Annotated in this window: 11 protein-coding genes and 1 tRNA gene; 3 read left to right on the top strand and 9 right to left on the bottom strand. The window is 40.1% G+C overall.

What is annotated here, in order from left to right; genetic code table 11:
- Positions 1–258 precede the first annotated feature (258 nt).
- Positions 259–1041: a hypothetical protein gene (locus BC751_RS18270; protein WP_130276884.1), complete on the top strand. Its 783-nt coding sequence runs from the start codon at positions 259–261 to the stop codon at positions 1039–1041.
- A gap of 59 nt (positions 1042–1100) precedes the next feature.
- On the opposite strand, the gene BC751_RS18265 is transcribed toward BC751_RS18270, so the two are convergent.
- The 4 genes from BC751_RS18265 to BC751_RS18250 all read right to left on the bottom strand — a co-directional run bounded on the left by BC751_RS18265 (position 1101) and on the right by BC751_RS18250 (position 8678).
- Positions 1101–2171, bottom strand: coding sequence for a Gfo/Idh/MocA family protein (locus BC751_RS18265; protein WP_130276883.1), 1071 nt, complete (start codon positions 2169–2171; stop codon positions 1101–1103).
- 10 nt (positions 2172–2181) lie between these two features.
- Positions 2182–2763: a peptidylprolyl isomerase gene (locus tag BC751_RS18260; protein WP_130276882.1), complete on the bottom strand. Its 582-nt coding sequence runs from the start codon at positions 2761–2763 to the stop codon at positions 2182–2184.
- Between the two features lie 22 nt (positions 2764–2785).
- A complete protein-coding gene (locus tag BC751_RS18255) occupies positions 2786–3931 on the bottom strand; it encodes a 1-acyl-sn-glycerol-3-phosphate acyltransferase (protein WP_130276881.1) in 1146 nt (381 codons plus the stop codon).
- Between the two features lie 100 nt (positions 3932–4031).
- Positions 4032–8678 (bottom strand): T9SS-dependent choice-of-anchor J family protein, encoded by a 4647-nt coding sequence (locus tag BC751_RS18250; RefSeq protein WP_242617529.1) that lies wholly within the window; start codon positions 8676–8678, stop codon positions 4032–4034.
- Positions 8679–9056: 378 nt separating this feature from the next.
- Here BC751_RS18250 and BC751_RS18245 point away from each other — a divergent pair, with 378 nt between their 5' ends.
- Entirely contained in the window at positions 9057–9341 is a 285-nt protein-coding gene (locus BC751_RS18245) for an InlB B-repeat-containing protein (protein ID WP_207226916.1), read from the top strand.
- A gap of 76 nt (positions 9342–9417) precedes the next feature.
- Here BC751_RS18245 and BC751_RS18240 read toward each other — a convergent pair.
- Positions 9418–9490, bottom strand: a tRNA-Gln gene (locus BC751_RS18240).
- 121 nt (positions 9491–9611) lie between these two features.
- On the bottom strand, positions 9612–10256 hold the full coding sequence (trhA, locus tag BC751_RS18235; protein WP_130276880.1) for a PAQR family membrane homeostasis protein TrhA: 645 nt from the start codon (positions 10254–10256) through the stop codon (positions 9612–9614).
- Between the two features lie 186 nt (positions 10257–10442).
- Here trhA and BC751_RS18230 point away from each other — a divergent pair, with 186 nt between their 5' ends.
- On the top strand, positions 10443–10691 hold the full coding sequence (locus BC751_RS18230) for a hypothetical protein (RefSeq protein WP_130276879.1): 249 nt from the start codon (positions 10443–10445) through the stop codon (positions 10689–10691).
- A 96-nt stretch (positions 10692–10787) separates the two neighbouring features.
- Here the strand turns inward: BC751_RS18230 and rplI are convergent, their stop codons facing one another.
- From rplI to rpsF, 3 genes are read right to left on the bottom strand one after another with little or no spacing between them, the layout of a single operon-like run.
- The gene (gene rplI, locus BC751_RS18225) at positions 10788–11231 is read right to left on the bottom strand and encodes a 50S ribosomal protein L9 (RefSeq protein WP_130276878.1); all 444 of its coding nucleotides are present in this window, start codon (positions 11229–11231) and stop codon (positions 10788–10790) included.
- 42 nt (positions 11232–11273) lie between these two features.
- Positions 11274–11525 carry a 30S ribosomal protein S18 gene (rpsR, locus tag BC751_RS18220; protein WP_010610122.1) on the bottom strand — a complete coding sequence of 84 codons (252 nt, stop codon included), beginning with the start codon at positions 11523–11525 and terminating at the stop codon, positions 11274–11276.
- Entirely contained in the window at positions 11525–11893 is a 369-nt protein-coding gene (gene rpsF, locus BC751_RS18215) for a 30S ribosomal protein S6 (RefSeq protein WP_130276877.1), read from the bottom strand. Before rpsF ends, rpsR begins: the two co-directional genes overlap by 1 nt.
- Positions 11894–11922 lie beyond the last annotated feature (29 nt).

Here is an 11922-nt window from a genome sequence, read left to right as displayed (position 1 = left end):
TTCCATGTTCAATTTTTTTTTAGTGATGAAATGCAAAAAAAAATGTGCACAAAATTTTAAATTTTTTTCAAAAAATGATCCCGAAAATAGAAAAGTAAGAGTTTCCCGACATTTTCAAACTGAATTTAACTCAGCGAAAACCTTTCATTCTTATGTTTTTTAAGTTTTTACGGAATTTAAATAGTAGGGGCTTTTTAATTTTTGGCATTTAAATTGTCAATTGTGTAGTCCCTGTGTTTTACCAAATTATGTATGGTTATGTTTAAAAAGAGGTATGGCTTGTATAGTTTAATGATTTTTCTCCTTTTGGGAAGCTGTTTGTCGGATGCTGTTGATGAAAGCAATCAGGATTCAAGTTCCACCGGAGATGCTGTTTTTTTGTTAATTGATGAGGACAGTATAGATAATGGAAATGAACCCAATAATTTTTCAGATGTAGACATCAATGATCAAATTGCCCGGATAGGCCTTAGAGATCAATTGAGGTACTTTAAACAAAATGTTGGACAAAGAATTGATCTATACACTGGACAAGTGGGGGATGAGGGTTGGTTTGCACTTACTTCTATACCAAACAGATGGATCAATGCAGGTCCAACCAATAATGGTCTTAGAAATTACCTGGCTCCAGGTCCTGGTTTGGGATCTCCCAATGTTGATGATGATAGAGAGGTACTCTTGGACGAAATCCCCAACGTTATTCCACTTCGGGCAACCGGTTTGAGAATGTTGGTGGGACAAACCGTTTTATCCGTAGTTTATGACAGTGATATCAGTATCAATTATTCCCCAATCGAAGGAAATTTGAAAGGAGATAATCTTGGCATAGTTGCCTTTAAGGTTGTGGATGTAAGAGAGAGAACAAATGGAAGCAGCTCTTCCTTGCCAATAGTTACTGTAGAGATAATGGATGCGGAGCTTGTGATCCAAAGAGATCTGGTTTTGTTTTCAAATGTTCCCCGTCCCAGATCCTCTTCAGAGCCATTTGATATACGTCCTCCAGGAAATGTCATTGCCCCCGAATTTATAGATGCCAATTAATCAAAAAACCCATCCAGAATTGAAAAGGATGGGTTTTTGGTTTATTGTCTATACGAGAATCAAAGTGTCACCATTTTCCCTGTTTTAACGGATTCGTCACAGGCAAAGGCAATTTTTAGGCTGTTCAGTGCATCTTCCAAATGATCTGACAGATCCAAATCCTCTTGAATCGCTTTTAAGAAATACCTTTGTTCTCTATTGCAAAGTTCCTGATGATCGGGTTCATCCTTCATGTCTATCCAAAGGTCTTGCTTAACAAAGTGATTTTTATCGTCCAAATCTGAAAAGTGAACTTTTAGACTTTCCGTTTTGGTGTGTGAGTCCACATCATCTGATTTACCTGCTGCTCCGGCGGTTTTGGCTACTATGGATACCGCTCCTTTTGGACCAAATACATCTTTGATAAAAAAGGCATTGTCAGAAATCATCGGTCCCCATCCTGCTTCATACCATCCCACAGATCCATCTTCAAAGCGTATCTGCAGTTGTCCGTAGTTGTAGTTGTCTTTGGAAATATCCTCTGTCAATCTTGCCCCTATGGCAGATACAGTCATAGGTCTTGATCGGGTCATCTGGCACATAACATCAATATAATGAACGCCACAGTCCACGATAGGACTGAGGGTTTTCATCAGATTCCTGTGCACATCCCACATGAAGCCATGGCTTTGCTGATTGAGGTTCATTCGCATCACCAGAGGTTTTCCTAATTTTTGAGCTTCTTCTATGAACCTTTCCCAAGAAGGATGATGCCTTAGGATGTAGCCTACGACAACTTTTTTATTGGCTTTTTTAGAAGCTGAGATGATTTTTTCTGAACCCTCTACAGTATCGGCCAATGGTTTTTCAATAAAAATATGACATCCATAATCCAGGGATTGCAAGGCGATTTCTTCATGGGTATCTGGATATGTTGAAATACAAACTGCATCCGGTCTGGTGTCCTCAAGGGCTTTTTTATAATCTTCAAAGAGTGGATAATCTGCCTCAAGTTTTTCATTCAATCTTTTTTTGCTGTCTCCTCTAGATACCAGTCCACAGATTTCGAATTCCTGCATATGATGGTAGGCTGCAGCATGGGAGGCACCCATATTTCCACAGCCAATGACCAAAATTCTGATTTTTTTCATGGTCGAAATTTTAGTTTTTAGATTGGAGTAGTTTGTTATAAGCTTCCTGGTCGAGGTAAACAATTGAAACCTTAAGTGTAATTGGATCCAAAGGAGCATCTGATGTATTTCTTTCCACAGAAACTATGGTGTCAACGACCTCCATACCTTTGATTACCTGTCCAAAAACAGTGTAATTGCCGTCCAGTCTGTGAAGCCCATCTTTATTTTGTACGATATAAAACTGGCATCTTGCCGAAAGTTTTTCAGGATTGTCATCTCTCCCGGCCCCTATAGCACCATACACATGGGTAAGGGAGGGGTGAAATTCCGGTTCTAAAAGATATTCAGGATCATTGAACCCTTCTTCAGTATCAGGGCAGCCTCCTTGGGCCACAAAATTGGGTATTACCCTGTTGAATGTCAATGAATCCCAATAACCAGCTTCAGCTAATTCAATAAAGCTTTGTTTATGCATGGGGGTTTCATCAAATAATTGGATGAATATTTCCCCCTTAGGGGTTTGAATATGACCAACCGGAATATTAGACTGGCTAAAACCATGAAAACTTAAACCAATCAAAAAGAAGACTAAGAGAAGGTAGTTTTTCATGATTTTTTAGGTCTTGGTTTTATTAGTTTTTGACTTCTTCCAGCAACCTTTTTTGGTTTAAAACCGGATTGGCATACATGGACAAGAAGCTTTTGACTGCTACAGGGTTATTTTGGTCAACGCCTCTTCTGAACCTTGCCTCGAAGAAAGCTTTTTCTTCAGGAGTATATTCGGAAGCAAATTGATCGGTACCGGTTAGCAGGTCACAAGCAATATATTTGGTCGGCCATAGTTTGTAACCAGTGATGATCTGATAATCTATCAGGTCTGCCAGAGCCTGCATTTGTTTGACATTCCCTGAAACAGTGTTTTTTATGTGCTCAATTTCTTCATTGAGTAAGTCCCCGACATGGATATGAATTCTTTTCTTTTGTCCGATTATTCCACTGAGAAGGGTCTTAAAATCTTCATTCTCTGCTTTGATATAAGTTTCCTGATTGGCTTTTGCCAGTAATTCAGGCATTTTGAGAATATCAGTAGGGTCATACTCATAGGAAATACTGACCGGGACTACATTGAGCCGTTTGAAATAATCCAGAAAATGCTCTCCCTCATCAGCAGCCATAGAAATCATTTTCAATACACCTTTCTGGGTAAGGTCGTTCCCATCTTTTGTTCTTCCTTCTCTTTGGGCAATCCAAACAGAGCGGTTTTCTCTTAATAAGGAGTGGCGGATGTAAGCTGAAACCACCTTTGAACTTTCCAATAATTCTCTGGCTGGAAGCCCCCTTTTGATAATGAAATTTCTAGTAAGTCTTGAAAGATGGTTTAAAAAAGGTTTTTTGACCAAATTATCCCCTATAGCCGATGTGGTCATAAACAAACCTTTTTCGTAGAGGCTTGCATTGAGTAAGGATGTATCCAAAATGATATCCCTATGGTTGGAAATGAAAAGGTATGAGGTGTTAGCTTCAAGTTTTTCAAAACCTGAGGTGGTTAACCCCTCAGAACTTTTTTCCAATACTTTCTTAACTCCAGGGTAGATGAAATTAATCTGGAAGTCTCTGATCGAATGACAGTGCATCATCAAATCTTTCCAATAACTATCCTGCCAATCCGGAAATGTGAAGTTCATCATGGCCTTGAGCATAGGATGATCTATGATTTGGCGGATCGCTTGATTGACTTCTGTATCGTAATAGGGCCTTATATCTTCAAAGGGTGACATGATTTCTGGGTTGGATGCCTTGCAAAGAAAATAAAAATTGATCAAAAAAAAGAAGCCGCTCCGAAATGAAGCGGCCTCTTTTAAGGATATTTATGGAATATTAATCAACTAACAAACGCTCTACCGCCGTCTGACCGAAGCGGTCTGTGATGATAATCAGGTATACACCTTTCATCATTCCACTTACATCAAACTCGGCATAACCTGTAGATGAGGTCTGTCTCGCTACCTGTAATCCTGCACCAGTACGTAACTCTACTGTAGCCGGTCCCTGAATATTTCTCATCAGGACAGAAACCTTCGAACTGGCAGGATTTGGGTATATGCGTATACTGCTTGCCTGAATCTGCTGAGGGAATCTGAAGAGAACAGAAGAAGCCTGGCAACCTCTTTCATCTTCAATGACTACCTGATAATTGCCCGCGCCATTAATCCTGATGGAGTTATTGGTTGTGGTTGCGATCAACTCTTGGTCTTTATACCAATAGTAAGTATAGTTTCCTTCAATGCTTATTAGCATACCTCTGTCAAACAGAATAACTGGCTGAGGTAGTTGTGTTACTTCAACCTCAAAAGCTTCAGTGGTTACAGGCGCACAAGATTCTGAATCCAGAATAGCCCTGAATAAGGCAGAGGAAGTAAGATCAGTGATGCGAAGTACATCTTTCCCTGCTGATTCTTCCACCAGTGCCCAGGTCTGACCTCTGTCAAGAGAAATTTCCCATCCAAGTATGTTTTCGTACATACCACCAACAAGCATCAGTTCCGCTGTACTATTTGCTCCGCAGACTTCTGTAGTTCCGAATATCTGTGCTGGAATGATATCACAGAATAAGCTGAACCTCATTTTTACAGGAATATGGTCCGATGTGGTGTTGCTGTAATTTGGAATCAAATCGAATGGTGCCACTATTCTTTCGGAATTCACCATCCAGTTTTCTTCCAATTCATTGGAGATGATGATATGGTCAATCACATTTTCAAAAGTTGGGAAGGTTCTAAGACCTGCCAAACTCAGGTTTAAGGTAACAGGAATGTAATTTTCCCTATCATTGATGAAATTGATGAAGGATGTTTCGGAAGTGTTCACTGTTGGAGCAAACTGATCCGCTACGGTTTCATCTAAGTCATCATTAAAGTCACCAAGAATAACAAGTGGTACATTTGCATAATAGCGGTCCAGAGAATCTTTCAATACATTCACGTCATACCTCCTCATGGCATATCTTGGATTTCCAGCACTTTCACCGCCACCGTTTGAACGGGTATGAACATTGACGAAATTTATTTTCTTCTCGGCCCCATTGATGGTAGCTTTTGCTTCGAAAAGGAAAGGCAATCTTCCACTGGCCCAGAATCTGTCAGGAGAAGATGGGTAGCCGACCAATTGTTCTGGCTGAACACCTTGGAGTAATACCCTGGTGCTTACCGAATCTATGGTTGCAGTTTTGTAAAGGAAGGTTAGCTTTTGCGCTTCTTCGAAGGTGCCGCCTCCCGAAACTGCCGGAGAGTGGAAACCTCTGTAGGCGGGCAGTGCTGCTACCAGTTCATAGAACTTATCCAAATTGGTTATCTCCTGGAATGCATAAATATCTGCATTCAAATCTTCGATCACTTTCTTAACATTTTGCAGCTGAAGATCAATATTGGCCGGACCTTGGTTAGGGAGTGAAGAACCAAACCATTCTATGTTCCAGGTCACCACATCCAAAGAATTCGATCTTTCCACAGTTGCACCTGTCAAATAACCTCTGATAACTTCAATATCTCCGCTTTTAAATTTGATTGGGCTACTGAAAGCCCCTTCAGAATTGGGCTGGAACCTTACCCTTACGGTATTGGTATTTGCCGCCTCAGTAGGAGAGAAAGTAAGGGTAGGAGAGTAGCTTATTCCGTCTTTAGAGAATTCGAACCCGTCTCTGGCACTGATAATAAGGTCCGTCAATCCATCGCTTAAGGAGAAAGTGAAAGTTCTTTCTTCTGAAGAAGATGTACCTACAGGAATGACTCCAAAATGCCAGTAATCCACATTTCCGATATTATTGGTCAGGAATGGTGCCGGAGCCGTTTGTGAATTTCTTAGAGAGAAATCATCCAGGGTCCATCTTGCCGCACTGGCTTCCGGCGAAGAGGTATATACAAAGGCTATTCTAACATGAGGAGCCTTGAATGCTGCTAAGTTGATGTCGCCGGAACTTGTCCATACATCCCCTTGCGCAAATCTATCAGCCAATTCAGTCCAGGTAGCCAAATGGGGATCACCATCTACATAATCCGTGGACACCAATAGTTTTAATCTTGGCCCAGTGAAAGCAACCCTGCTCCAGAATTGAAGTAGAGGAAAATCAAAACCGGTCAGGTCATAAGTAGGAGAGATCAGCCAATCCTCATTCAGCCTTGCAGCACCTGCTGCAAAACCATTGATCTGGACTCCGAAAGGTGCAGAGGCAGTAGCTGTAGTCCCTGCTCTACCAAAGTTGGAGCAGGACCATGTTTGATCACCCTGAACACTTATTTGATTCCAACCGCCTGCTATTGGGCCAAGATTAGCCAAACAGATACTGTTGAAATCTTCCACAATATTGAATGGATCAAATACATTTGCATTGACCTGTAAGGAAACAGGAAGTGTGCCGGAAGTACTGTGAATGATCTGGGCACTGAAACCTCCTGCTACAGAATTGTCGAACTTTACAAATACAGGAAGCACAGATGCCAATTCCCCCGCAGTGAATGTGATGGATTCAGAGAAATTGTTTCCGTCCTTGGAAACGCTCAATCTTGTAGGGGCAGTTATCGTTAAGTTTCCAATTAGGTTAGTGGCGGTTAATTCATACGAAAGGACAGGGTTGGCTGCATTCAAGGACAGGTTCCCAAAGTCCAAGGTTTGTGGGGAAATAGAGATGCCAGGGATAATTACGCCCTCTCCATCTTTAACAATACCGATAAGTCTTGTGCCTCCTGTGTCCCCACCTTCAAAATAATTGGTTACCCTGAAAGTACCACCAGATCCAATCGCCCCGTTATTGGCTGAAATTCCACTGGTAGTGACAATCCTGAATTCTACAGTGCCACTGAGATTTCGTAAACCGGATAAGTCGATAGTCTGATTCAGGAATTGGGCAGCAGGTTGTGTCCATGTTGCTAAAGGCGTATTGAAATTATCTCCACTGTATAACAAGGCCATATCTCTCGGTCCCGTTCCGGAAGCATTTGTTCCTATCTGAAGCTGACTAAGGTCCACTAATTTGCCGGGTGCCACAGTAAAGCCAAATGAAAAAAACCTGTTTTCACCTTCATTCCAACCATTGGAACTTATCGAATTGTTTGCCGAGGCAGGATTAATTCCCGACCCTCTGGTAAAGTTCAGTCCGGCCAATCCATCAGATACAAAATTTGGAGCAGTGAATGCCTGATTTCCTGGTTGCCCAGCAAAATTGTAGTTTATGATTTGTTCAGGTTCCGGAGTGACTCTTATAGAAAGTTCGGCAATACCGATCACTTTGCTGGACCCTGCAGGTCCTCCTCTTTCGGACGACCAGCTAATGGTGAAAATTTGGTTAGGTGCAATATTCAGGCCGCTTACAGTTGCTGAAACCCTCTGGTCAACACTGTTGAGGGTAGAGTAGGCAAGGGCTGGAATTTCTGTTCCATTGACAAGCACTGTATAAGCGGGACTTCTGCCTTGTGTGGCCCTTCCGACTCTTCCTAAATAGGAAATATCAAGACTGTTGATGGTTTTTCCTGTATTATTGATGAGGGTTAAGGTTTTGACCAATACACCGGAAGTGCCGGTATGTTGGTAGGCCAAGACATTGTTATTGCCCCGAAATCCTCCAGGAGTCAAATTATCATTGGTGAAGTCTCCCGTATAATTTAGCTGTGCCCCGGAAAATGACCATTCATTTTGGTTGCCAAATGAACTGATGGGAGTGTTTAAGGCAAAGTTAAATCCTGAAAAGTTTTGAGAATATGGCAAGTTGGCGGCTGCTACCGCCTCAGGATCGGGATCAGGATCAGTACTTCCTCCACCAGCGACCGGAATTATGATTATATCGTCAATTGCCAATGCTTGTGCATTGGAGGTAGTATTCCCGGTGGTGACGGAGTAATTCCATGCTAAATAAACAGTTTCTCCAGGCACTAAGGACAATTGTAAGGTTCCTGAAACCGTCTCAGATACACCCGGAGCATTGGCAAAACCTGTATTGTCCGAATCGCTGTTAAAGCTTTTTATGAAATCAGTTGCTTCAGTCCAATTTTCGCCGTCTTTGGAATAAAATAGACGGATACTAAACCCGGAAGCATTTGATCCATTTCTATATTTTTCAACGTTGTAGCTGATTTCAAAAGAATTGATGACTTGATCGCCAGCATTTATCCCTTCAAAAAACAGGTTACCGCTCTGTGTCGCTGTTCCGGAAGAAAGGAATCCGATGGCACGGTCTTCTGCTGAATTAGGAGCCCCTGCTCCAAAATTGTAAATGCCATTTGCGGCATTGGTGGCAAGACTATTGCCTCCGATTCTTTCTGTATTGGATACCGCTTCCGCAAAATTTACTATTCTGGCCGGTATGCCTTTGCTTACTTTCCAGTTAGCAGGAAGTGCAGCAGTAGCACTTGTACCGATTAAATCGAAATTTTGGGAAACGCTATTACCTGGTGTTAGATTTTCCTGTGCCCGGGCTTCAAAGAAAAAACCCAAAAACATAAAACCTAACAAGATTTTGGGTAAGAAGTGTTTCATACGCTTTGATTAAGGTTTATTGAAATAAAATGCGGTTAAATATAAGAGAATTGTTGGGGTGTCTGCCAAATATTATTGTTAAGTGTGTGTTAATAAAATGTTTGTTTAAAATTTTATGCTGAAAAAAGTTGAAAAGTTAAACAAAAAACAAAGTTTCCCTTTTTAGTAAAATCATCAAAACCAGGGCTTTAGGGTATAAGTATTTTCATGCTTTTTCAGTTTTGGCTCAGTTTTTGGTATGGGTCATAAAGCACAAAAAACACTCACTTTTCATCAGGAAATCAGTGTTTTATATAGATGATTAAGTTGACAAGAATTGAATTAAAGGAGGGGATGAGTTGGGTATTTGGATTATAAATTAACTAGACCGATATATTTATGATAAGTTTGAAAAGAGCCTGGATTGGCATGTTCTTGATGATGTCTCTATTCATGACATCTTGTTTGGATTTGGGGCTTTCTGATGAGAGGCCGCAAGAAAGTATTGAATTAAAAGAAATTCCGGAAGGGACAAGGGTAGAGGTTAGCGCTGAACCCAGGCCAGGTTTTAATTTTTCCCACTGGGCCATTGGCAATGAGATTGCCAGCTATGATTTGACTTATGTGTTTAATATGCCCCCAAGAGACATAAGCCTAACAGCTCATTTTATAAGAAGGAATTGATAGTGGAAATTATGGGGTAATTGATTCAATCAAGAGGGGTAAAAACAAAAAAGGCAGTTTTAAACTGCCTTTTTTGTTGACCGACTAGGGCTCGAACCTAGACTCTTCTGAACCAAAATCAGACGTGTTGCCAGTTACACCATCGGTCAGTCTTGATACCCTTCCTTCAAAAGGTGTCACAAATGTAGGGGCTCTTTCTTTTTTTTGCAAATATGGCTATAAAGTTTTTTTGGTATTCTGTCTAACTTTCTAAATTTCAATTGGAAAAAATTAGGCCTGAATTTCAGTCAGCATAAACAGGATGGCAATAAAATGAAATACAGTGCCTGCAAGTACGAAGATGTGCCAAATAGTGTGGGCAAATCTTTGATGCGGCCGGGTATAAAAAAGGGTACCAAGGGTGTAACTGATTCCTCCCCCAGCAATTAGCAGCAAAACGGTAGTGCTAAGGTTTTCTACAAGAGGTTTGATTAAAAAAATGGCCATCCATCCCATTCCCAAGTAGAGTATGAGCGATGCTTTTTTGAATCGGTGGGTGTAAAATATTTTAAAAATTACCCCGAACAGTGTCAGGCTCCAGATGATCCCAAAGAAAACCCATCCCCAAAACCCTCCAACTGCCAAAAGTAGAAAAGGCGTATATGTTCCTGCTATAAGAAAATAAATCCCTATATGATCAAAGGTTCTCAGCCAGGATTTGATTTTCTCTTCCTGAAAAGCATGATAAAGCGTAGAAAATGTATAGAGAATCAATATAGAGGCTCCGAATATGCTGCAACTGACGATGTGGATGGCAGTACCGTTCAGCATGGAGAAGGTTACCAAAAGGGAGATGGCGACTATACTGAATAAAATACCGAAGCCATGGCTAATACTGTTGGCGAATTCTTCTTGTAAACTTTGTTTCCTTTCCATCGGATTTTTTTCTGCCAAGATAAGGACTATTTGAAGAAAAAATTTCCTTTATTTTGGCCGGCGAAATCGATTTCATGTTGATTATCAATCAATAAGGGTTGATTTTTTTTGTTATTCCGAAAATAAATTCCTTGTTTTGTTGAAAATTTATAAAAGAAAACAACAATTTATTAAATCTATAAACTCATGTCTGTAAAAATTTCCGAAAAAACAATTGTTTCAACTTTGGAGAAACTTGAAAAACTTAAATTGGATGAAAAGCTTCATGCTGAGCTTTCTTGGTGCTGGAACAGTTACAAGTATGACAATAATCCAGTAGGTGTGATTGAAAAAAGTAAAAAAGCTTTGGAGCTTTTTAAAGCCAAACGAGAAGAGAACAGTAAGGCTGTTGCCAAAAAGTTGGTGGATGATCTTGAAAAAATCGTTATGAACTGATTCAATTCTTAGGATTGACTTGTTTCGAAAGACCTTATGCAATAAAAAAGCCATCTAATTTTAGATGGCTTTTTTAATTTTTTGAAGTAGGGTAAATTATTCTCCTACTACTACAAATTTCACTGCACTTTTCACTTCTCTGTGAAGATCAACTTCAGCTTCGAATTCACCAGCAGTCTGAACAGGTACATTGATTGAAATTTTCTTTCTGTCAATGTTAATTCCATTTTCAGCCAAGGCATCAGAAATCTGAAGTGTTGTAACTTTACCGAAGATTTTGCCTGATTCGCCGATCTTAGCTTTGATTTCCAAAGTGATTCCGGCAAGTTTAGCTGCAATTTCTTCAGCTTCTTTCTTGATCTTTTCAGCTTTGTGTGCAGCTTGTTTGATATTTTCAGCCAAGATTTTTTTGTTAGAATCTGTGGCTAAAACTGCATATCCTTGAGGGATTAGGTAGTTTCTTCCGTAACCTGGCTTTACTTCTACCAAGTCATTTTTATAACCTAGTCCTTTTATGTCTGTTTTTAGAATAACTTCCATTGTCTTACGATTTTTTTAATGAATGATTCGAGCAAAAACGGATTATTTCAAGCCGTCAGTTACGAATGGTAAAAGCGCCAGATGTCTTGCTTTCTTGATTGCATTGGCTACTTTCCTCTGATATTTCGCAGAGTTACCAGTCAATCTTCTAGGAAGGATTTTTCCTTGCTCATTGACAAACTTCAAAAGGAAGTTAGGGTCTTTGTAATCAATATACTTGATACCGTGTTTTTTGAAACGGCAGTATTTTTTTCTGTTTTCAACTCTGTTGATGGGTTCGTTCTTAAGTGTCATTAGGCTTGCTCCTCCTTAGCTTCAGCTTTTTTGTTAAATTCACCTTTTCTTCTTCTTTCAGCATAAGCAATTGCGTGCTTGTCCAACACTGTGGTCAAGAAACGCATTACTTTCTCGTCTCTTCTGAATTCAATTTCCAATTTGTTGATCACAGTTGGAAGTGCTTTGAATTCAACCAAAACGTAGAAACCGGTGCTTTTTTTCTGAATTGGGTAAGCCAGTTTTTTAAGACCCCAATTTTCAACATTGATGACATCTGCTCCCTCTTCTTTTAACAAGTTTACAAACTTGTCTACGGTATCCTTCATCTGAATTTCAGACAAAACGGGAGTTAAAATGAATACCGTTTCATAATTTTTCTGGAACATGTTTGTATAAGTTTATCTGTATTAATTAA

The sequence above is a fragment of the Cecembia calidifontis genome, from assembly GCF_004216715.1.
Lineage (GTDB): Bacteria > Bacteroidota > Bacteroidia > Cytophagales > Cyclobacteriaceae > Cecembia_A > Cecembia_A calidifontis.
The sequence above is the reverse complement of the archived record's forward strand: the minus strand, read 5'-3'. Positions and strand labels throughout refer to the sequence as shown.

What these genes read in the sequence shown, in the direction of transcription:
- BC751_RS18270 (WP_130276884.1), top strand. Translation starts at nt 259, where the DNA reads ATGTTTAAAAAGAGGTATGGCTTGTATAGTTTAATGATTTTTCTCCTT.
- BC751_RS18230 (WP_130276879.1), top strand. Translation starts at nt 10,443, where the DNA reads ATGTCTGTAAAAATTTCCGAAAAAACAATTGTTTCAACTTTGGAGAAA.
- trhA (WP_130276880.1), bottom strand. Translation starts at nt 10,256, where the DNA reads ATGGAAAGGAAACAAAGTTTACAAGAAGAATTCGCCAACAGTATTAGC.
- BC751_RS18255 (WP_130276881.1), bottom strand. Translation starts at nt 3,931, where the DNA reads ATGTCACCCTTTGAAGATATAAGGCCCTATTACGATACAGAAGTCAAT.
- BC751_RS18245 (WP_207226916.1), top strand. Translation starts at nt 9,057, where the DNA reads ATGATAAGTTTGAAAAGAGCCTGGATTGGCATGTTCTTGATGATGTCT.
- rpsF (WP_130276877.1), bottom strand. Translation starts at nt 11,893, where the DNA reads ATGTTCCAGAAAAATTATGAAACGGTATTCATTTTAACTCCCGTTTTG.
- BC751_RS18260 (WP_130276882.1), bottom strand. Translation starts at nt 2,763, where the DNA reads ATGAAAAACTACCTTCTCTTAGTCTTCTTTTTGATTGGTTTAAGTTTT.
- BC751_RS18265 (WP_130276883.1), bottom strand. Translation starts at nt 2,171, where the DNA reads ATGAAAAAAATCAGAATTTTGGTCATTGGCTGTGGAAATATGGGTGCC.
- rplI (WP_130276878.1), bottom strand. Translation starts at nt 11,231, where the DNA reads ATGGAAGTTATTCTAAAAACAGACATAAAAGGACTAGGTTATAAAAAT.
- rpsR (WP_010610122.1), bottom strand. Translation starts at nt 11,525, where the DNA reads ATGACACTTAAGAACGAACCCATCAACAGAGTTGAAAACAGAAAAAAA.
- BC751_RS18250 (WP_242617529.1), bottom strand. Translation starts at nt 8,678, where the DNA reads ATGAAACACTTCTTACCCAAAATCTTGTTAGGTTTTATGTTTTTGGGT.